General features: G+C 58.5%; 19 protein-coding genes. 7 read left to right on the forward strand and 12 right to left on the reverse strand.

The genetic code is table 11. The annotated features are described in order from the left end of the window. Positions 1–99: 99 nt before the first annotated feature. From hflX to MHM37_RS12635, 7 genes are all read right to left on the reverse strand, one after another. The gene (gene hflX, locus MHM37_RS12605; protein ID WP_139527129.1) at positions 100–1,410 is read right to left on the reverse strand and encodes a ribosome rescue GTPase HflX; all 1,311 of its coding nucleotides are present in this window, start codon (positions 1,408–1,410) and stop codon (positions 100–102) included. Positions 1,411–1,446: 36 nt separating this feature from the next. Then, positions 1,447–1,695, reverse strand: coding sequence for an RNA chaperone Hfq (gene hfq / locus MHM37_RS12610; RefSeq protein WP_139527128.1), 249 nt, complete (start codon positions 1,693–1,695; stop codon positions 1,447–1,449). Positions 1,696–1,846: 151 nt separating this feature from the next. Beyond that, positions 1,847–2,785, reverse strand: coding sequence for a tRNA (adenosine(37)-N6)-dimethylallyltransferase MiaA (gene miaA, locus MHM37_RS12615; RefSeq protein WP_239296946.1), 939 nt, complete (start codon positions 2,783–2,785; stop codon positions 1,847–1,849). A 33-nt stretch (positions 2,786–2,818) separates the two neighbouring features. After that, positions 2,819–4,735: a DNA mismatch repair endonuclease MutL gene (gene mutL, locus MHM37_RS12620; protein ID WP_239383765.1), complete on the reverse strand. Its 1,917-nt coding sequence runs from the start codon at positions 4,733–4,735 to the stop codon at positions 2,819–2,821. A gap of 47 nt (positions 4,736–4,782) precedes the next feature. Further along, positions 4,783–6,264: an N-acetylmuramoyl-L-alanine amidase gene (locus tag MHM37_RS12625; protein ID WP_139527126.1), complete on the reverse strand. Its 1,482-nt coding sequence runs from the start codon at positions 6,262–6,264 to the stop codon at positions 4,783–4,785. Continuing rightward, positions 6,255–6,752 carry a tRNA (adenosine(37)-N6)-threonylcarbamoyltransferase complex ATPase subunit type 1 TsaE gene (gene tsaE / locus MHM37_RS12630; protein ID WP_239296942.1) on the reverse strand — a complete coding sequence of 166 codons (498 nt, stop codon included), beginning with the start codon at positions 6,750–6,752 and terminating at the stop codon, positions 6,255–6,257. Before tsaE ends, MHM37_RS12625 begins: the two co-directional genes overlap by 10 nt. Before the next feature lie 11 nt (positions 6,753–6,763). Further along, a complete protein-coding gene (locus tag MHM37_RS12635; RefSeq protein WP_153842846.1) occupies positions 6,764–8,257 on the reverse strand; it encodes an NAD(P)H-hydrate dehydratase in 1,494 nt (497 codons plus the stop codon). Positions 8,258–8,386: 129 nt separating this feature from the next. On the opposite strand from MHM37_RS12635, the gene queG reads away from it, so the two are divergent. Continuing rightward, positions 8,387–9,511 (forward strand): tRNA epoxyqueuosine(34) reductase QueG, encoded by a 1,125-nt coding sequence (gene queG, locus MHM37_RS12640; protein WP_239296940.1) that lies wholly within the window; start codon positions 8,387–8,389, stop codon positions 9,509–9,511. Positions 9,512–9,514: 3 nt separating this feature from the next. On the opposite strand, the gene orn is transcribed toward queG, so the two are convergent. After that, positions 9,515–10,099: an oligoribonuclease gene (orn, locus tag MHM37_RS12645; protein WP_239296939.1), complete on the reverse strand. Its 585-nt coding sequence runs from the start codon at positions 10,097–10,099 to the stop codon at positions 9,515–9,517. 146 nt (positions 10,100–10,245) lie between these two features. Here orn and rsgA point away from each other — a divergent pair, with 146 nt between their 5' ends. The 3 genes from rsgA to asd all read left to right on the forward strand — a co-directional run bounded on the left by rsgA (position 10,246) and on the right by asd (position 13,038). Continuing rightward, positions 10,246–11,265: a small ribosomal subunit biogenesis GTPase RsgA gene (rsgA, locus tag MHM37_RS12650; protein WP_219861133.1), complete on the forward strand. Its 1,020-nt coding sequence runs from the start codon at positions 10,246–10,248 to the stop codon at positions 11,263–11,265. A gap of 77 nt (positions 11,266–11,342) precedes the next feature. Beyond that, on the forward strand, positions 11,343–12,185 hold the full coding sequence (locus MHM37_RS12655) for a sulfurtransferase (RefSeq protein ID WP_219861135.1): 843 nt from the start codon (positions 11,343–11,345) through the stop codon (positions 12,183–12,185). 10 nt (positions 12,186–12,195) lie between these two features. Then, positions 12,196–13,038: an archaetidylserine decarboxylase gene (asd, locus tag MHM37_RS12660; protein WP_153842841.1), complete on the forward strand. Its 843-nt coding sequence runs from the start codon at positions 12,196–12,198 to the stop codon at positions 13,036–13,038. A gap of 23 nt (positions 13,039–13,061) precedes the next feature. Here the strand turns inward: asd and epmA are convergent, their stop codons facing one another. Further along, on the reverse strand, positions 13,062–14,042 hold the full coding sequence (gene epmA / locus MHM37_RS12665; protein ID WP_239296938.1) for an EF-P lysine aminoacylase EpmA: 981 nt from the start codon (positions 14,040–14,042) through the stop codon (positions 13,062–13,064). 99 nt (positions 14,043–14,141) lie between these two features. Next, positions 14,142–14,708 (reverse strand): elongation factor P, encoded by a 567-nt coding sequence (gene efp / locus MHM37_RS12670; protein ID WP_139527117.1) that lies wholly within the window; start codon positions 14,706–14,708, stop codon positions 14,142–14,144. Between the two features lie 116 nt (positions 14,709–14,824). Here efp and epmB point away from each other — a divergent pair, with 116 nt between their 5' ends. The 3 genes from epmB to MHM37_RS12685 all read left to right on the forward strand — a co-directional run bounded on the left by epmB (position 14,825) and on the right by MHM37_RS12685 (position 18,795). Then, positions 14,825–15,859: an EF-P beta-lysylation protein EpmB gene (gene epmB / locus MHM37_RS12675; protein ID WP_239296937.1), complete on the forward strand. Its 1,035-nt coding sequence runs from the start codon at positions 14,825–14,827 to the stop codon at positions 15,857–15,859. Positions 15,860–16,382: 523 nt separating this feature from the next. Further along, on the forward strand, positions 16,383–16,739 hold the full coding sequence (locus MHM37_RS12680; RefSeq protein ID WP_239296936.1) for a hypothetical protein: 357 nt from the start codon (positions 16,383–16,385) through the stop codon (positions 16,737–16,739). Between the two features lie 46 nt (positions 16,740–16,785). Next, the gene (locus MHM37_RS12685) at positions 16,786–18,795 is read left to right on the forward strand and encodes a pyrroloquinoline quinone-dependent dehydrogenase (protein WP_239296960.1); all 2,010 of its coding nucleotides are present in this window, start codon (positions 16,786–16,788) and stop codon (positions 18,793–18,795) included. A gap of 111 nt (positions 18,796–18,906) precedes the next feature. Here the strand turns inward: MHM37_RS12685 and leuA are convergent, their stop codons facing one another. Together leuA and MHM37_RS12695 are read right to left on the reverse strand one after the other, a co-directional pair. Further along, a complete protein-coding gene (leuA, locus tag MHM37_RS12690) occupies positions 18,907–20,613 on the reverse strand; it encodes a 2-isopropylmalate synthase (RefSeq protein ID WP_239296935.1) in 1,707 nt (568 codons plus the stop codon). A 16-nt stretch (positions 20,614–20,629) separates the two neighbouring features. Beyond that, positions 20,630–21,502, reverse strand: coding sequence for an ion transporter (locus tag MHM37_RS12695; RefSeq protein WP_239296934.1), 873 nt, complete (start codon positions 21,500–21,502; stop codon positions 20,630–20,632). Positions 21,503–21,587: the final 85 nt, after the last annotated feature.

The raw sequence follows: 21,587 nt of genomic DNA on the forward strand, positions 1-21,587 counted from the left end.
GATACTGAATGCAAGGCCGGGTGCTTTTGATATTATTGCTATATCAATCTTGTACCATACCTTTACAGTCGATGACTATGGGGGTAGGTACTCGATGGGCTACCATTCGTCAGATTCGCGTAATGCTTCTGGTAAATAGGTATTGGCACGCTCTCCCAACTGAGCCATCAACTGGTTGAAGTCGCGCCTCGGCAAGCGCACATCCAATACGGAGCGCCCCTGCTCGTCAAAACTCTCTTCGCGCACGGCATTGAGTTCATGCAGGCCTGCGCGCAGCTTACCTTGCTCTGGCGACAGGGTGAGCGAAAAACCAATCACGTCGTTGGCGAGCCGCTCGGTCAACGCTTCATGTAACAGCTCAAGCCCTTGACCTTGCTGAGCCGATAGCCAGACCACCTCAGGTACGCCGTGACCATCTCGCTCGATACGTGGCGCACTATCGAGTTTGTCGATCTTGTTCATCACTTTGAGTACCGGAACGCTATCCGCCCCAATCTCTTTCAGTACGCTATCGACCTGCTCAACGTTGAGATCGCGGTCAGGGTCGGCCGCATCGATGACATGCACCAACAGCGTCGCTTCCGCCGCTTCTTGCAGCGTCGCCTGAAAAGCTTCCACCAACTTATGCGGCAAGTGGCGGATAAAACCGACGGTATCGGCCATGACGACAGGCCCTACGTCTTCGATTTCCAAACGACGGAGTGTCGGATCTAGGGTCGCAAAGAGCTGATCCGCTGCGTAGACCTCAGCGCTGGTCAGCGCATTGAATAGCGTCGACTTACCCGCGTTGGTATAGCCCACTAGCGACACGCTATGAATTTCTGCACGGGCTCGAGCACGCCGGTTCTGCTCACGCTGGCTGCGCACTTTATCCAAGCGCTTATGAATCGATTTGATACGGCCGCGTAGCAAACGACGGTCGGTCTCTAGCTGTGTTTCGCCGGGACCGCGCAGGCCGATACCGCCTTTTTGACGCTCGAGGTGCGTCCAGCCGCGAATCAAGCGCGTGGACATGTACTCGAGTTGAGCAAGCTCTACTTGCAACTTACCTTCATGCGTTCGTGCCCGCTGCGCAAAAATATCGAGTATCAGACCGGTACGGTCCAACACGCGGCACTTGAGCTCTTGCTCCAGGTTGCGCTGCTGGGAAGGACTTAAACTGTGGTTGAAGATGACCAGTTCAGCGTCATGAGCTGCGAGCATTGCCCGCAGCTCGTCCAACTTACCTGACCCTATGAAGGTGCGGGAATCAGGCCGCTGTCGACTCGCTGTGAGCAATGTCGCGGGCTCTGCGCCAGCAGAGCGCACGAGCTCCAAGAACTCACCCGGGTCTTCACGTGCCTGCTCATCGTAGAAATCTACGTGAACAAGTACTGCCGTTTCACCGGCGTCTGGGCGTTCAAAAAACAATCAATACCTCATGGACTCTTTTGCTATCCAGCGGTGTTAGATGTCAGCGTCGGGTGCTGACGGATCCTGTGCCGGCAAACGCACGTTGCGCGAGGGCACCACCGTGGAAATAGCGTGTTTATAAACCATCTGACTGACGGTATTGCGCAACAAGATGACAAACTGGTCAAACGATTCAATCTGGCCCTGCAATTTAATGCCGTTTACCAGGAAAATAGAGACCGGAATGCGCTCCTTGCGCAAAATGTTCAGGTACGGGTCTTGAAGGGACTGCCCTTTGGACATGTTGCTCTCCCTAAAACTGTCGTTGGGGTTGGTTATCAAATGGCGTGCCCTACTGGTGCTACGCCGCAATCTTGTTGCCCGAAAGGCCTAATGTGTCAAACGCGTTAGCCGGCCACTCGAAAACACTTGCTTACGAAATCACTATCTTACGCTAAGCACCGCTTTCACGCACGAATTTCAGAAGCTTATCCAGCGCATCTGGCTGCTGCGAATCGACCCATGTCAAGGACGGCCAGCTTCTCAGCCACGTCAATTGACGCTTGGCAAGCTGACGAGTGGCAATGATACCTCGTGCCACGAGTTCATCGCGATCATAAGCACCGTCTAGATACTCCCATACCTGACGGTAGCCAACGCTCTTCATGGATGGCAAGTTAATATGAAGATCACTACGCTTTTTGAGGGCAGCGACCTCGTCTATCAAGCCCTCTGCCAACATCATTTCGAAACGCCGGGCAATACGCTGATGAAGCACCTGTCGTTCGTTGGGTGCTAGGGCTATCGACAGCACCCGCCATGGAAAGGTTTCCGGCTGCTGCTCTGCCCATAGCTCGCTCATCGGCCGACCGCTCGCATAGTACACTTCCAACGCGCGCATCAGCCGTTGAGGATCATTGGGGTGTATACGTGCCGCTGAGGATGGGTCGACTTCGGCCAGCGTGCGATGCAGGCCAGCCAATCCCTCATGCTGACGCTGTGCCTCCAGGCGTTCGCGAATGGCAACGTCTGCTCCTGGCAAATTATCCACGCCTTCGACCAAGCGCTTGAAGTAAAGCATCGTGCCACCCACTAATAGCGGCACTCGACCGGCTGCGCTGATTTGACGCATTTCACGCAGGGCGTCTTCACGAAAATCTGCCGCTGAATAGGGGGCTGCAGGATCACGAATATCGATCAAACGGTGAGGCGCCCGCGCCAGTTCTGCCGCGCTGGGCTTGGCGCTACCCACATCCATGCCTTGGTAGACCATGGCAGAATCGACGCTAATCAGTTCATGGCCTAGCTGCTCATGGAGCGCTATCGCAGCGTCGGTTTTGCCAGCAGCCGTCGGCCCCATTAGAAATATCGCCCAGGGGCGTGTATCAGCCATATGCTCGACGCACTCCGTTAGTCCTTTTCATCGTCACTGGCCGCGCAAAAATAGGCGGTCGAGCGCTTTCATGCTCATTTGCGTCCAAGTGGGACGGCCATGATTACATTGATCGCTGCGCTCAGTGCGCTCCATGTCACGTAGCAACGCGTTCATTTCATCGAGCGTCAAACGCCGGTTGGCCCGCACGCTGCCGTGGCACGCCATGGTAGAGAGCAGTTCATGAATACGCGCCTCGACCTGATGCGTACGACCATAGCGTGACAGCTCTTCGAGCATTTCACGCACCAGCTCCTCGGGGTCGGCCTGGGCCAGCAGCGCGGGCAGCTGGCGTACTAGCAGCGTTTCCGGACCAGCCACATCCAGCTCGACGCCTAGCTGAGCAATGGCGTCACGCTCGCTCTCTGCGATGGCCACTTCGCTGCGGCTGGCCGCCAGCGACACGGGCACCAGCAGCGGCTGGGTATCGATCCCCTTTGCCGCTGCCAGCTGGTTTTTCATGCGCTCGTAGACGATCCGCTCGTGGGCTGCATGCATATCCACCAGAACGAGTCCCTGTGCGTTCTGTGCCAAGATGTACACGCCATGCAGCTGGCCCAGCGCAAAGCCAAGCGGCGGCGCTGTCGTGGCATCATGCTCCGGCATGACAGGAGGCGGCGCCTCACGTACTTCCGATGCGGTTGTGTGCGGGTGGGGCGGGCTAGGTTGTGGCGTTAACAGCGTCTCTTCGTGATCGGGATGCAGCGCCTGATACCCCTGCATGAAGCGGCGCACCCGCTCAGCGCCGGGGTGTCGCTCGGACGCTTCCGACAGCGGCATACCCTGCTGCTGCCAGCGGGGAGTCTCTGGCGCAGCGCCCACGCTAGAGACGGTTTCGACCTGGCCCGTCGGAGCAGCCACCTCATTTTGCTCCTCATCGGTGGGTTTGGAGGCCGCCAAGCAGTGGTGCAAACTGGAATACAGGAAATCATGCACCATACGCCCATCACGAAAACGTACTTCATGCTTGGTTGGGTGGACGTTGACATCCACCACGTCGGGATCGAGCTCAAGATAAAGCACGAACACCGGGTGGCGACCGTTGTAGAGCACGTCGCGATACGCCTGACGAACCGCATGCGCAACGAGGCGATCGCGGACCACGCGGCCATTGACGAAGAAGTACTGCTGATCCGCCTGTGAGCGCGAGTGAGTTGGCAATCCCACCCAGCCACTGAGCCGCAGGCCACCCGCTTCGCGTTCGATGTAGCGGGCGTGTTCGATAAAATTCTTGCCCAACAGCGATGCAATACGCCGCTCACGAGAGGCGGGTGAATCTCCCTGGGGAAGCTGATGCACCACTTTCTGATTGTGCTTCAACACCCATGCAATGTCATAACGCGATAGCGCCTGACGACGAAAGGCCTCCTCCACATGGGCAAATTCGGTCTTTTCAGTGCGTAAGAACTTGCGCCGCGCGGGCGTGTTGAAAAACAGGTCGCGCACCGAGACACTGGTGCCCCGGGGGTGCGGTGCAGGTGTCACCCGGGCCTCCATACCGCGCCCTTCGGCTACGACCCGCCACCCCAGGCGGGGATCTTCCTCCGCGTTGGAGATCAGCTCCAAGCGCGACACAGAACTGATCGACGCCAGCGCTTCTCCACGAAAGCCCAGTGAACTAACCCCTTCCAGATCCTCGAGGCTACTGATCTTACTCGTGGCATGGCGCGCTAATGCCAGCGGCAGGTCCGCCTCGCCGATACCGATACCGTCATCGCGCACTTTGATCAGCCTTGCGCCGCCCTGCTCGATCTCTACTTCGATCCGCTGACTGCCCGCATCGATGGCATTCTCGATCAGCTCTTTTGTGACTGACGAGGGGCGTTCGACCACCTCGCCTGCGGCAATTTGGTTGGCCAGGCGAGGGTCGAGCACATGGATACGACCAGAGAACGAGTTCAATTCAGTCAACCAACACCTCAACATTCAGCATCTAAGTGGTTTATTAAGCATGCGTGTCACGAACTGGGGATACGTAGCACCTGCCCCACACGAATGATGTCGCCATTCAAATCGTTGGCCTGTTTCAGCTGGTTTACCGGGACACCGTGGCGAACGGCAATCGAGGAGAGCGTGTCGCCTGATTGGATGCGATATTCGTCGCCCGTGGGGCTGCGCTGATGATCCCGCTGCCACGCCAGCAGGCTGGCTGGCGGTGGATTACGCTGAAAATGGTCGCGCAGGCCGCTGAAAATGGCCGTCGAAAGCCCCTGTTGGTGCACTGGGTCGCGCAGGCGACGCTCTTCGTCGGGATTCGATATAAAGCCCACCTCAATCAGCAGCGATGGAATATCCGGTGATTTCAGCACCATAAAGCCCGCCTGCTCGACCCGGGATTTATGCAACCGGTTGACTCGCCCAAGCTGTTCGAGTACCTGCCCGCCAATCGACAGCGAGTCGTTGAGCGTCGCGGTCATGGTAAGGTCCAGCAGCACCCCGCGCAGCACTTGGTCTTTGTCACGCAGCGACAAACTGCCATCGACACCGCCGATCAGATCCGAGCGATTTTCACTATCGGCCAGCCACTGTGCCGTTTCTGATGTCGCCCCACGCTGTGACAGCGCATACACCGAGCTACCCTGAGGGCGGGGACTAGTGAAGGCATCGGCGTGAATCGAGACGAAGAAATCGGCCTTCTGCTCACGAGCCAGTTGGGTGCGCTGGCGTAAACCGAGGTAGTAGTCGCCATCGCGAATCAGCACGGCTTTGAACCCCTGCGTGCGATTGACGTCGGAGGCGAGCCGACGGGCAATTTCCAGCACGACATCTTTTTCACGGGTGCCCGCCGGGCCAATGGCACCCGGGTCCTCGCCACCGTGCCCGGCGTCGATGGCAATAATAATGTCCCGCTGTGGGTGCGGCTGAGCGGGCTGCACCTCTACCGGCGGCTGATCTGGCGCTGGAGATGGCACGTCGGCCTCTACGCCGGGTAGCCGCGCCTGGGCCGAGCGCTGTGCCATCATCTCCTGGTCACGAATCATCGCTTCGATGGGATCGATGGGATTTTCCACTGCACTCTCGCCGGGATACTCCAGATCGACCACCAGACGATGCCCATACTGGTCGTTAGGCGGAAGCGTAAAATGACGAGGCTCGATAGCACGGTTAAGCTCGAGCACCACCCTCAAGCCGCCCTCGTCTCGCACCCCTGTGCGAACGGCGGAAATGGCGCTGCCTTCCAGTGGCAGCGTGGAGGCATCGGTATTGAGCTGACTGTCGTCTAGATCGATCACCAGACGTGACGGATTGTCCAACGAAAATACGTTGGCTTGAGTGGCCCCCGTGAGATCGAACACCAAACGCGCGTGATCGGGTGCCGCCCAAAGCCGCATGCTCTCGACGTTGGCCGCCTGCGCGGTGGTCGCACTGGCGGTCAATAAAAACGCACATCCTACTGCGCAGCGGATGAATAGCCGAACGAGGGGTCGTTTCATATCCATTGAATCCCACCACTCTCCCGCGAATTATCGATGATCCTTGCCTCCAAGGGCGCTAAGACACGCTGGCCAAAGGCGGTTTCGGCCATCAAACGCGCCGTTCGACCCTGCGCCGCTACGCAGAGCTGAATGCGCACATCGGGTGCGGGTAACCAACCCTCGCCTCTCCTGGGCCATTCGATCAGACAGAGAGCATCATCGGCGAGAACGTCTCGTCCGCCCATGAATTCAAGCTCTTCTGGGTCTGCCAAACGATACAAATCCAGATGGTAAATGCGTTGATCGCCCAGCTCGTAGGGCTCCACCAACGTATAGGTTGGGCTCTTAACGGCTCCCTGATAGCCGTATGCTCTCAAAATGCCGCGCGTCAGGGTGGTTTTACCTGCCCCTAAATCGCCTTCCAAATAAACGCGCCCGCGACCGCTTAGCGCTCGACCCAGCGCCTCACCAAAGGCAACGTGGGCCACTTCATCTTTCAATTGCACCTGCATGTTGGCCGCCTTCACGGGTTAATGAGCACTCGTGCATAGGATGCCAGATCACTGGCTAACAGGCCACGCTCTCCGGCGGCTTTGGCCGCCTCGTCGCCTGCCAGAGCATGCAGCATCGTACCTAGCCAAGCGCTCTGCTCCAAGCCGCCCAGTTGAGCCATCAAGGCGCCCAACATGCCGCTCAGCACATCGCCCATACCGCCGCTCGCCATGCCGGGATTCCCGTAAGGGCAGACGACCAGTCCGCTGGGACCCGCCACTAGGCTGCCAGCACCTTTCAGAATCACGACGCCCCCACGGGCGCGCTGCAACGCCCGGGCGGCCGCCGGACGATCCGCCTGGACATCGGCCACACTGCAGCCCAGCAGTCTGGCCGCTTCGCCAGGGTGAGGCGTCAATACCCAGTCGTCCCGACGAAGCGTTGGCCAGCGGCTGGCCAGCAGGTTGAGCGCATCGGCATCGATGACGAGCGGTGTCGATGCCTGTAGCGCACTTTGCAGCACTGCCTGGCCCCAGGCCTCTTGCCCCATCCCTGGCCCAACCACCACGACATCCGCATTGGCGGGCAACTCGGCCACGTCGGCCCCGCTACGCACTGCACGCGCCATGACTTCTGGGCAGCGCACGAGGCTGGCAGTCAGGTGTTCCTGTGCGGTAGCGAGCGTCACCTTACCTGCTCCTAAGCGCGCTGCCGCCTGAGAGGCTAGCAGCGCCGCACCACCAAACCCCGGCGCGCCGCCCATCACCAGTACGTGCCCTAGGCTCCCCTTATGACTGGTGCGCGAACGAGGTGGCAATGCCTCGCTGAGCATTGCCTCATCCAACCGCCAAGCGGTCGGCGGAATATCGAAAAACGCCTGCGCTTTGACGCCCAGGGGGCGAAAATCGATGTCACCGGCGTAGGCAGGCGCCTCGCCAGTATGTAGGCCGATTTTGTCGCCAATGAACGTTACCGTGCAGGTGGCCTCGACCGCCGTACCCAGCATCGCGCCGGTATCGGCCGATACTCCCGAAGGGATATCCAGCGCCAGCACGGGCTGAGACGCGGTGTTAATGGCCGTAATGGCCTGCTTGACGCTGCCTTCGACCTCACCGGTCAATCCCGTACCCAGCAGCGCATCGACGATGACCTCGCCAGACAGCGTCGTGCTTGGCTGCCACTCTTCGAAGCTGACGCCTGCAGCCGTGGCCAGCTCGGCGGCGCGCGCCACGTCACCAGAAAGCGTATCTAGCGGCTTCAGAGAAAGACGCTGTACTTTGAGGCCCGACTGCATGGCCAGCGCTGCCAGCACGTGACCGTCACCGCCGTTGTGACCGCCGCCACACAGCACGGTCACGCTGCGCGCCTGGGGCCAGCGCGAGCGAAAACTGTGCCAAGCGCTGGAGGCCGCTCGCTGCATCAAGGCAAAGCTGTCGATCCCCCCGGCAATGGTACGCCTATCCAACTCACGGACCTGTGATGCGGTGTAGAGAGGACGAAGTGAAGAGGTGTTCAACGTAGACACAATGACTCCTTGTAAAGGCCCTAAATCAACGCTCATGCGCATACCTTACCCGCGTCGTCATACGCGGCATGTCGTGCCAGCGGCTAATGCGTTAGCATAGCGCGCTTAACGCATCACCGTTGACTGACCATGCCAAGTTCCATCACATTTCCACCCTCCAGCGACGCTCTGACCCATGACCACCTGCATCGGCTGGCCGAGCAGATCAAGCAGTGGGGACGCGAGTTGGGCTTTCAACAGGTCGGCATCGCCGACACGGACCTAGCGGCCCACGAGGCGCACTTGAACCGCTGGCTGGAGAGTGGCTATCACGGCGAGATGGCTTTCATGGCCAAGCACGGCACCAAGCGCACGCGCCCCGAGGAGCTGGAACCCGGCACACAGCGAGTGATCAGCGTGCGCATTGACTATCTGCCCGCCGAAGTAGAGAGTGCCAAAGTATTGGGGCAGCCGCACCGCGCCTACGTATCTCGCTATGCATTGGGGCGTGATTATCACAAATTGATGCGCAAACGTTTGGCGCAGCTAGCCAAGCAAATCGAGCGGGAGGTAGGGAAATTCGGCTTCCGCGCCTTCGTGGATTCGGCGCCGGTGATGGAGCGCGCGCTTGCCCAGAAGGCGGGGTTGGGGTGGTTCGGCAAAAACGCTATGCTACTGAACCCCAAAGCAGGCTCGCTGTTTTTTCTTGGCGAGCTGTATACCGACCTCCCCCTGCCCGTCGATGCGCCCTTCGAGCAGGAGCACTGCGGTAGCTGTAGCGCCTGCCGCACCGCCTGCCCCACTGGGGCCATCGTGGACGATAAGGTCGTCGATTCGCGCAAGTGCATCTCATATCTCACCATCGAGCTACCCGGCGCCATACCCGAAGAGTATCGGCGCGCCATGGGCAATCGCGTGTATGGCTGCGACGATTGCCAGCTCGTTTGCCCGTTCACACGCTTCACGAAAATCACCCAAGAAGCAGACTTCGCGCCACGCCACGATCTCGATCGCGCCTCGCTCATCGCGCTGTTCAGTTGGGGCGAAGAGGAGTTTCTCGACAAGACCGCCGGTAGCCCCATTCGCCGCATCGGTTACGAGCGCTGGCTGCGCAATCTCGCCGTTGGCCTGGGCAACGCCCCGTGGAGCGATGCCGTCGAGGCCGCGCTATGGGCCAGACGGGCCTACCCAAGCGACCTAGTGCGTGAACATGTTGCCTGGGCACTCGCGGAGCAGCGCCGCAAGCGTGATGCGCGTATCGCCACGCGCGCCTGAACGCTACTCCTCTTCGTCGCTGCCCTCTTCCACGCGTAAAAACGTGCGGCGATAGTGGGCCAGTTCCGCGATCGACTCCTTGATGTCGTCCATGGCCAAGTGGGCGTTTTGCTTCTTGAAGCCCGCCAGCGCACCAGGGTTCCAGCGCTTGGCCAGCTCTTTGACGGTCGAGACATCCAGGTTGCGGTAGTGGAAAAACGCCCACAGTTCGGGCATTTCCCGCTCCAAAAAGCGGCGGTCCTGGTGAATACTGTTGCCGCACATCGGCGAAGAGCCTGCAACGACGTACTGGCGTAAGAAATCGAGTGTCTGACGCTCTGCTTCTTGCGTCTCGACGGTGCTCGCTTTCACGCGCGCCACCAATCCAGACTCACCGTGAGTTTTCTGGTTCCAATCGTCCATATTGGCCAGCAAGCGATCGGGCTGCTTGACGGCGATCACCGGCCCTTCTGCCACGACATTCAAACGAGCATCGGTGATCAGTGTCGCCACCTCGATAATACGCTCTTTATCCGGTTCCAGACCGGTCATTTCCAAATCGATCCACACCAACAGGTCACTACGCGGTGCGCCGTTTTGCTCGCTCATTACATTCATTCCTTGGTCAGGGTCGCCCTTGTTTCGGCGCAGTGAACAAAAGTGTCGCTTATCTTGCGCCAACCCGCACCCCATACAGGACAGTGGGCCGGCTAGATGGGTACAATGCCCTCTATTGTAACGATCATCGGGTGGTCATGAGCAAACGTAAATTAAGCCGTCAGCAGCAGTGGCGCGTCGAGAAAATCCAAGCCGAACGCGCCCAGCGTGCCGAAAAGCGTGATGCCAAGGACGCCGAAAAGCTCTCCGCGGGCGAATATGGCCCCGAACAGCCGGGCCGCGTCATGGCCCATTTTGGCCGCACGCTGGAAGTTCGTGACGCCGACGGGACGCCCATACGCTGCCACCTGCGCGCCAACCTCGAGGGTTTGGTGACCGGTGACCGAGTCATCTGGCGGGCAGGCCAGGACGGCTCGGGGGTGGTCGTTGCCCGCGAAGAGCGCGACAGCATCTTAAAGCGTCCCGACCCCCGCGGTCAGCTCAAGCCGGTCGCGGCCAACATCGACCAGCTGCTGATCGTGTTTGCCGTGGAGCCCGCGCCCCACCCCAACCTGATCGACCGTTATCTGGTCGCTGCCGAAGCGACGGGAATCGCGCCGGTACTGGTACTCAACAAAACGGATCTGCTGCCCGACGATGGCGGCGAACTAGGTAAGCTCTTGGAGCGTTATCGTGCGCTGGGCTATCCCGTCATACGCACGACAACGGCCAATCCCCACGGTTTGGATGCGCTGCGCCAGCAGTTAGAGGGGCGCACATCGGTCTTCGTCGGCCAAAGCGGGGTGGGCAAGTCTTCATTGATCGACCTGCTCTTGCCCGATGAAACCCTACGCATTGGCGCGCTGTCGGAAGATTCACGCAAAGGGACCCACACGACCACCACGGCAAGGCTCTACGCCATGCGCCGCGACGAGGTCAGCAATGGCGAGCTGATCGACTCACCAGGGATTCGGGAATTTGGTCTGATCCATCTGGACGAGCAGGACGTAACCGAGGGCTTCATCGAGTTTCATCCCTATTTGGGCCTGTGCCGTTTTCGCGACTGCCGCCACCGCAATGAGCCAGGCTGTGCTTTACTAGAGGCCGTCGAGGCAGGCAAGATTCATCCAGAGCGCTTTGCCAGCTACCGACGCATACTCGATAGCTTGAACCCGTAGTAACGAATTCTCCATGATGGGGTGGCATCGCGACACCCTGTCGTGTTCGTTTTACCATCCAGGACAGGGAACCGGACATGAGCACTGCCAGCCACTCATCAGAGCACAACCTACTCCCGCTCATCGTCGAGCCGGAGCAGCTACACGCGCACCTGCAGGCGCCCCAACTGCTCATCATCGACGTGCCCGTCAACGGCGACAGCTACCGCCAAGGCCACGTTCCTGGCGCCGTCTATCTCGATTTCCGCTACCTGATGCGCGGGGAAGGTCCAGTCCCCAATGACGTGCCATCGGTCGCATTTCTCTCTAGGCTGTTTAGCGCGCTGGGATTGACCCGCGACACCCATGTGGTGGCCTACGATGACGAAGGCGGCGGCTGGGCGGCACGGCTGCTCTGGACGCTGGAGCTGATTGGCCACACCCGCTACTCCTACCTGAACGGCGGCATTCACGCCTGGCGTGACGCAGGGCTGGAAGAGAGCACCGAGCTGACCGCCCCGACACCTAGCGACTACCACGCCGAGATTCTCAACCCCAACGTCGCCATCACCTGCGACGAGATCAAAGAGAAGCTCGGCGACAAGCGGTTTGCCATCTGGGACGCCCGCTCCAAGGCGGAGTACGACGGCGAACGCGGTAATAACAAACACTTAGGACACATTCCTGGTGCAGTGAACATGGATTGGCTGGACGCCATGGATCGCAGCCGCGCGCTGAGAATCCGCGACTACGCCGAGCTGATGACCGAACTCAATGCGCTTGGACTCACTCCCGACATGGAAATTGCCACTCACTGCCAAAGCCATCACCGCAGCAGCTTTACTTGGCTAGTCGGCAAGGCGCTTGGCTTCAACATGCGCGGCTATGCGGGATCTTGGGGCGAGTGGGGCAATCGCGACGACACACCTATCGAGAAATGAAGACATTACTGTGACTCTTTCCCAAAAAGCCTTTTCACTGCTGCAGTACCCGCTGCCTCAGCACGCCCTATCACGCCTAACGGGTAAGTTTGGCCAGTGCGATCACCCTTGGGTAAAAAACACCCTGATCAATGCGTTCATCAAGCGCTTCAACGTGGATATGAGCCAGGCGCTCGAGCCAGACCCGACCGCCTACTCCACGTTCAACGACTTCTTCACCCGGGCGCTAAGAGCCGATGCGCGCCCACTGGGTGACGGTGTGCTGAGTCCTGCTGACGGCACGCTCTCTCAGTTTGGCCGCCTCACCACGGCGGGCATGCTAGTGCAGGCCAAGGGGCACACGTTTTCCGCTCAAACGTTGCTGGGCGGCGACAAAAGGTTGGCCGATGAGTTTTTGAACGGCAGCTTTGCGACGGTCTATCTCTCGCCAAGCGATTATCACCGCGTGCACATGCCGGTAACCGGCACGCTCCGGGAAATGATCTACGTGCCTGGGCGTCTCTTCTCGGTCAATCAAGCTACCGCTAACCATGTGCCCGGCTTGTTCGCCCGTAATGAACGCTTAGTCTGTATCTTCGATACCGAACACGGCCCGATGGCCATGGTGCTGGTGGGCGCCATGATCGTGGCGGCCATCGAGACGGTTTGGTCTGGTCAGGTCACGCCGCTGTCGGGCCACCCGCAGCGTATGCGCTTCGGGCAGCCCATCGTGCTGGAAAAAGGCGCGGAGATGGGCCGCTTCAAGCTGGGTTCCACCGTGGTCATGTGCTTTGCCAACCCCATTATGTTCGGCAACCATGCGCTAGGGACGAAAATCCAGATGGGCCAGTCCCTAGCGACAGCCACGCCTTAATGCAAGACGGCCAACGCTATTGGTCAGCAGTTGGCCGTCGAAAACGCCAAGACCTCTTCCAAACGTGCTTTGCCCAGCGCCAGCTGAATCAAACGATCCAGTCCTAGCGCTACGCCGGAAGAGGCGGGCAGCCCCTGCTCTAGCGCTGCCAGCAAATGAGCATCGACCTCCACTTCCGTCAGCCCTAACCGGCGGCGTTCGGCATTATCCGCATCGAAACGCTGGCGCTGCTCTTCGGCATCGGTCAGCTCATCGTAACCGTTGGCCAGCTCGATGCCGTTCATGTATAGCTCGAAGCGCGACGCCACCCACTCACCATCGGCATCTCGATGGCGGCGCGCCAGCGCCGCCTGGCTCGCCGGGTAATCCACTACCACGCTCAGCTCCTGCTGCCCAAGCGTGGGCTCGATGACCATGCCCATCAATAGATCCAGACACGTATCGCGCCCCTCTTCGGCTAGCGCTTGGGCCGACATATTGCCCCGCTGCGCCGCTAGCGTTCGCAGCGTTTCCAGCGACGTGGTGAACGGGTCGACTTCCAAGTGACGATGGAAAAGTTCACGATAACGGTAGTGCACCACCGGGCCCGGTGACTGCGGCAGTACGTGCGCCACCAACGCCGTCGTTTCCTCGATCAGCTGTGCGAGTGTGAATCCAGGGCGATACCACTCCAGCATGGTGAATTCGATATTGTGTCGTGCCCCCACTTCACCATCACGAAAGCTTTTGGCCAGTTGAAAGATGGGGCCGCTGTCGGCTGCCAGCAGCCGCTTCATATGAAACTCGGGCGAGGTTTGCAGCCACAGTTTGCGCTGACCTTTATCCGTGCGGGCAAGCGTCGCTAGCGACACCAAATGCACATCGGTACTCCCTCCCTGGCCGAGCACTGGCGTCTCCACTTCCCATATGTCCCGCGCGGCAAAAAAGGCGCGCATCATAGCGATCAAGCGAGCGCGCTCGCGCAAGGTGTCCACCGTTGCCGTTGGCTGCCAGTTCAGTGTCATTCCCTTCTCCCTAACAGCATAAAGCCACGCAATAGTATCGCGTGGCTTTATCAATGAAATGCTCGAGCGACTACGTCTGCCGCTTTGGTTATCGCGCGATCAAGCGCGTGATACGTACTCACCAGAACGGGTGTCGATTTTCAGGACTTCCCCCTGGTTAATGAACAGCGGAACGCGAACCACGGCACCTGACGACAGTGTGGCTGGCTTCGAGCCGCCCTGGGCCGTATCGCCCTTCAAGCCGGGATCGGTTTCGACTACTTCCAGCTCGATAAAGTTGGGCGGCGTGACCGAGATCGCCTTGTCGTTCCAAAGGGTCAGCGTATACGGCACCTGCTCTTTGAGCCATTTTTCAGTATCGCCGAGCGCTTTTTTCTCGACGGCATACTGCTCGAAAGAGCCGTCGGTCTTCATGAAGTGCCACATATCACCGTCGGTGTAGAGGTACTCCATTTCCAGGTCCATGACGTCGGCACCTTCCAGTGAGTCGCCAGATTTGAACGTACGCTCACCGACACGACCCGTCATCAAGTTGCGCAGCTTGACGCGGTTGAACGCTTGGCCTTTACCCGGCTTGACCAGCTCGTTCTCGACGATCGAGCAAGGGTCGCCGTCGAGCATTACTTTCAGACCGGCCTTGAATTCGTTGGTAGAATAGTTCGCCATAATGTTTCTCAATCATCCATTTCAGTTATTGGCTTCGACAGGTGATGCGCGATGCCATACGTTGCCTATGGCGTCGCTCAATAAGTGCGCGCATGATAACCCGAAGGAGGGCTTTTTTGCAGGAGAACATCATTATTGCCGCGTCTGAAGCGCAAAGCCATCGTGACGCACGGGTGCCTTCCACTTGGCAGCAGCAGCTTACTCACGCCATTCGCGACCCACAAATACTGTGTGAACGGCTGGGTTTGAGCCGTGACTGGCTAGCGGGCGCTCGAATAGGGCATGACCTTTTCGACGTGTGCGTGCCGGAAGCGTACCTCACACGAATCGCCCATGCCGACATCAACGACCCCTTGTTGCGCCAAGTGATGCCGCTAAGCGAAGAGGCGCTGACGCCTCAAGGCTACGTCGTCGATCCTCTGGAAGAGGCCGACCATCGGCCAGCGAAAGGGTTGATCCATAAGTATGCGGGCCGGGTGCTGCTGATCGCCAGCCCTAACTGTGCGATCAACTGTCGTTACTGCTTTCGCCGCCATTTCCCCTACAGCGATAACTCCCCCTCAAGAGCGCAGTGGCAGGAAGCACTCGACTACCTACGTAGCGACACGACCCTACACGAGGCAATTTTGTCGGGTGGTGACCCGTTGGCGGCCAATGACCGCCAACTGGCCTGGCTGGTCGAACAGTTAGAAAGCATTGCTCACCTCAAGCGACTGCGCATTCATACCCGTCTACCGGTGGTGATTCCTGACCGAGTAGATGACGCTTTACTCGGCTGGCTCACATCGACACGCCTGCAAACGGTCGTGGTATTGCATATCAACCACGCCAACGAGATCGATCAGGCGGTCGTCGATGCCTGCGCGCGACTCAAACGAGCGGGCGCAACGCTCCTCAACCAGAGCGTGCTGCTGCGCGGCATCAACGATGACGTCGCCACCTTGGCAGCGCTGTCGGAGCGGCTGTTCGAGGCAGCCATTCTGCCCTACTACCTGCATGTACTCGATCCTGTACAGGGCGCTGCCCATTTCGATGTGCCCGACGACGAAGCCCGCGACTTGGTGGCTGCACTGCGCGATCATTTGCCCGGTTTTTTGATGCCGCGCTTGGTGCGGGAGATCCCCGGAAAAGGGAGTAAAACGCCGCTGTGATACATTTGGTAAAACTGCGGCTCTCAGTAGCTCGGGTGACTCAGCAATGAAGCGACGACCGAGACGTTAGTTTACATCTTTCAGATAGGCCCAGCGTACAGCCACCAGTTCATCCGCCGTGATGAGCAACACCTCCTGCCTATGCTTGGGCCTCTAAGGTTTGATCAACAGAGCCTTCATAAATACTGGGTAAACTAGCGACGCTCTGCACATGTATTGAAATAATGAGCGTTTTAAATAGCTACTTCTCGTCATTGATCCGCGATGACGCCTCCTTCGAAAGCTGTTCCGGGGATGCCGCCGACCAAAGAGGCCTAGTCTTGTCGCAAGTAGAACCATATCAGGCACCCAACATGCACGCGCTATCCCTCTGCTTACGAAAACGGGATAGGCGTCTTTGGAGCTTTTGCATGTTTCCAGATCGTAAGGATGTCGTTTTCTGCTAAGTTTATAAGTCTAACTCTGCTTGATGCGGCGTTAGATTTCAGATCAGGAACCACCCACGGCAGGAGGCCAACTCGTCATGTCGTCATCCTTTCCCTCACGATCGGGCGCGATCGTCCTGCTAATCGCGTCGCTTACGGGGCTTGCCATCGCGCTGTATGCCTATTTCACTCCACTGACCGGCGTCACTGGAACACTCGGTGCATTGGTAGCCATCTTGGCCTGTCTCGCGCTTGCCATATTGGCCCTGCTACTGGCGTCTACTCAAGGTCCCGGCACTGCCATTTTTCTCCGGATACTCATTCTGCTGGGTCTCGGCGGCACGGGATTCGCCGCTGTGCTACTTCATCAATGGTGGATAGGCGTAGCCATGGTAGTAGGCCTGATAGGCCTGATACTCGACCTGATGCGCCCGGCGCGCCTTGCGCATTCTTAAGGAGCTGCTCATGATGACCCGTTTATTCCTCTCCAGCGCTCCACTGATGTCCTTTAAGCCTGGTTTAAGCGCGATGACCGCTTTGACCCTCGGCCTAACCCCGTTGCCGCTCATGGCTCAGGAGGTCTCAGTCGAGAACGAACCATCAACAGCGCAAGACAATGCTTCATTGGATACAGCTTCTAGCGCCGCGCCCATCCCATTGGTACCAGGAGAGCCCATCTGGGACAGCTTCCACGGCCAGCTCAACGCCCAGAAGTACAGCCCGCTCGATCAGATCACTGCAGATAACGTCGCCGATTTGGAAAAAGTCTGGGAGTTGCATACGGGCGATGTGGCCGATGGCTCAGGCGATCTGCCCGCGACGGTTTGGTCAGCCACGCCGGTGTTTGCCAATGATACGCTGTACATCGGCACGCCGTTTTACCGGATCCTGGCACTTGACCCTGCAAGTGGTGAAGAGAAATGGAGTTTCGATACACAATCCTCCTTGGAAGCTCTCACCCAGCCCGCCTTGAAGAATCGCGGTGTCGCCTATTGGGAGGCGACTGATTCAGAAGCAGGCGAGCCCTGCCAAAAAATAATCTACATGGGCACCATGGATGCCCAGCTGTTTGCAGTCGACGCCGATACCGGCGAACAGTGCGCAGACTTTGCCGAGAACGGCGTGCTCGACGTCAATCAATGGAACGACACCCACGATAAATGGCCCTTGTCATTACTGCAGCCACCCACCGTTGTGGGCGACCACTTGATTCTTGGCTGGGCAGGCAATGATTGGGCCTATGAGCAGGCGCCCCCTGGCACGGTCTTCTCCATCAATGCGCGCACCGGCGAGCGCGAATGGACATTCCAGGCGCTCTCTGATGAGGTGCGAGAGCAGAGCGGAACGGCTAACGTGTGGACACATATGTCCGCTGATGAAGAGCTAGGGTTGGTATATTTACCCGTGTCTTCGCCATCGCCCAACTACTGGGGCGGCAATCGCACCGAGGAAGTGCCCTTAGGAACATCCACCACCGCCGTGGATATCGAGACAGGCGAGGTGGTGTGGTCACGCCAATGGGTTCACCACGATATCTGGGATTACGATACCGTTGCGGCCCCGACGTTGATGGACATTACCGTCGATGGTGAAGAGATCCCGGCGCTGCTTCAGGCGACCAAAATGGGCTTTCTCTTCGTGGTGAATCGCGAAACCGGCGAGGACGTGTGGCCTATCGAAGAGCGGCCAGTGCCGAGCGGCGACGGTAGCGTCGAAGGTGAGGTTTACGCGCCCACCCAGCCATTCCCGACCAAACCGGTACCGCTGTTGGATCAATCCGAGAAACCCAACGTTTGGGCGCTTGCCGACGCAGTCAGCTTTGGCGAATGCTCGGCGCTCTGGGATGAACTCCGCTACGAAGGCATGTACACCCCACCGACGACTCAAGGTGAAGGCACGCTGGGCTATCCCATTAGCGCCGGCGGCGTGCAGTGGGGTGGAGTGGCCTTCGAGCCTGACAGCCAGACCGCTATCGTCAATACCTCGCACATCGTGCAGTACATCAAGCTATATGAGCGCGAGGCCTATGAAAAAGCAGATAGCGGATCAGGCAACGAAAGCGGCTTCGCCCCTCAGGAAGGAGCGCCCTACGGTATGCGTTTGGAAGTCGCGCTCAATCGCTGGGGCATGCCTTGCTGGGAGCCGCCCTTCGGCGAACTCGTTGCCATCGATATGACCACGGGAGACATCAAATGGCGCCGCCCAATGGGCGTTTCTCAACAGTATGGCTTCTTCATGCCCGAACGTTGGGGCTCGCCTACCATTGGCGGTCCAGCCGTCACCGCTGGTAACGTCATTTTCATCGGCGCCTCGATGGATGCCAAGGTACGTGCCTACTCGCTGGAAACCGGTGAGGAGCTATGGTCGGACCAAACCGAAGCCCCTTCCGTCTCCAACCCCGCGGTCTATGAGTACGAGGGCCGGCAATACGTCGCCTTCGTCTCTGGTGGCAATACCATTCTGAAAAATCAGGTAGGTGATCAGATCGCCGTTTACGCCCTGCCAGAATAGCGTCGGCGGTTGAGGCATCCATTAACGGAGCGGCCTATAGTGGCAGCTCCGTTTTGATTAACGCCCTCTTTCAGTGCGCAGATATCCTTTTTGGAGGAATCGTCTGAGCACTTATCCCAATGTCGCTGCCGTCACGTTTGCCGCTGCGGGCTGAGTGGAGTAGTGGCGATTAATGGCGCTCAGCACTCCCTTCATGGAGGCGCTGGTGATGCTCTCATCGGTGCCTACGCCGAACACAGCTTTGCCATCGATACGCACCTCGACGTAGGCGATGGCCTCGGCATCGGCTCCCTGGCCACGGGAGTGCTCGTGGTAGTCGATGATTTCCACCTCTTGCCCGCTTGCCACCAGCGCTTTGATGAACGCGGCCAGCGGGCCGTTGCCTTCGCCGGTCAGAGTTTGCCGCTGACCACCATTCTCGACCGTCGCTTCCAGCGCCACTTTAGGGCTATCTGGCTCGGACGAGAGGCGATGGTTGACCAGTGCCAGGGGTGAACGCTGTTCCAAGTATTCGTCGGCGAAGGCTTGGTAGATCATCTGCGAGGTGATCTCTTTACCCGTGCGGTCGGCGACTTCCTGGACCACTTGGCTGAACTCGATAGAGAGTCTGCGCGGCAGTTCGATCCCGTACTCCTGCTCTAATAAGTAGGAGATACCGCCCTTGCCCGACTGGCTATTCACGCGAATGACCGCTTCGTAGCTACGGCCAACGTCTAGGGGGTCGATGGGCAAGTAGGGAACATCCCACGGCGCTTCAGGGTGAACGCGACGGTCGGCCATGCCCTTTTTGATGGCATCCTGGTGAGAGCCCGAGAATGCGGTGAAGACCAGATCGCCCACATAGGGGTGACGTGGGTGAACGGGCAACTGGTTACAATACTCGGCCTCACGCATGATGGGAGTGATGTTGGAGAAGTCGAGCTGCGGATGAACGCCTTGGGTATACATGTTCATCGCCAGCGTGACGATATCCACGTTACCCGTACGCTCGCCGTTGCCAAACAGCGTGCCCTCGACGCGATCCGCTCCCGCCATCAGCGTTAGCTCGGCGGCCGCCACGCCAGTGCCACGGTCGTTGTGCGGGTGAACGCTGACGATCAGGGTATCGCGCTTTTTCACATGGCGGCAGAACCACTCAATCTGGTCGGCGTAGTTGTTCGGCGTGGCGACTTCCACCGTGGCCGGCAGGTTGACGATCATTTTATTGTCGACGCTAGGGCCAAAGGTATCCATCACCGCCTCGACGATCTCGACGGCGAAGTCCATCTCCGTGGTGGTGAATAGCTCGGGGGAGTACTGAAAAGTCCAGTTCGTGTCAGGGTTGGCCGCCATCAAGTCACGAATCTGCGCCGTCGCTTCGACGGCAATCTGCACGCACTCGGTTTTATTCACGTTGAACACCACCCGACGAAACATCGGGTCGGTGGCATTGTAGACGTGAACGATGGCGTTTTTGACGCCCTTCAACGCCTCGAAGGTGCGCTCGATCAGGTGTGGACGCGCTTGGGTCAGGACCTGAATGGTCACGTCCTCAGGAATTTTGTCTTGCTCGATCAGCGAACGTACGAAGTCGAAGTCGGTTTGCGACGCGGAAGGGAAACCCACTTCGATCTCTTTGAAACCGATTTTCAAGAGCATGTCGAACAGGCGCTGTTTACGCTCTTGATCCATCGGATCGATTAGCGACTGATTGCCATCGCGCAGGTCCACGCTGCACCAGATGGGCGGTGTGTCGATACGCTGGCTTGGCCACTGGCGGTCAGGCAAGTCCACGGCCACGAAGGGGCGATACTTTTTAGAGGGGTCGGACAGCATCATAGTCGCGCTCCTGTCGTTAATCGGTTGTCGCAGAGTCTGAAGGGCGATGTGGAGGCGACGTAGCTGCATGACGCTCTGCCATGGCGGCTTCCATACGATCGAGCTGAGTTTTCAGCGAGTGGACGTCATCGCGCAGCGCCTGCAGCTGTGCCGGATCGCCTTCCTCATGGTCGGTATCGAGTTGCGCGCTCTCTTTTTGCATCACGTCCAGCACGATACCTATCATCATATTAAGAAAAATAAACGCCGTAAGAAAAATGAACGTCAAGTAGTAAATCCAGCTCCAAACGTATACTTCCTGTGTGGCGTACATCACGTCCGTCCAGTCTTCGAACGTCGCAATGCGAAACAGCGTCAACATGGCAATGGAGATGTTGCCCCATAAAAACTCATCCACGTCGTGAAAAAGAAAGCTTCCCAGCGCCGCATAGATATAAAAGATGATGAACATGAGCAGCACGACGTAGCCCATGCGGGGAATCGACTTGACCAGCGCCGCGAGCAGCATCTGTAGCTCGGGAATCATCGATACCAAGCGCAGTACACGGAAGATCCGAAGCAGTCTCGCTAGCAGCACCATCTCCGAATCGTCCATAGGAATCAGGCTGGCGGTGACGATCAAAAAATCAAAAACGTTCCAGCCCTTCTTAAAAAAGCTGACTAAGTTGCGCTCGGCTGCCATTCTGATCAGAATCTCGACCAGGAAGAACACCGTGACGGCGACATCCAGATAGAGCAACCACTGCTCTATTCGGGACGTTTCTTCGTAGGTTTTCGCGCCAATCACCAGCGCAGAGATCACGATAATGGAAATGACCAACCCTTCAAAAAACTTGTTGCTACGCAGCTTTTCAAAGCGGGCTTGCCAGGTATTAAAGGGTTCACTCATGGAGCAAGGAGTCTCTTAACGATTAACGTCGACACTTTATACTAAAATCACGCACCTTCCATACAAGTGATATCCTGTTGTTTCA

The organism is Halomonas sp. MMH1-48, assembly GCF_022348105.1.
GTDB lineage: Bacteria > Pseudomonadota > Gammaproteobacteria > Pseudomonadales > Halomonadaceae > Vreelandella > Vreelandella piezotolerans.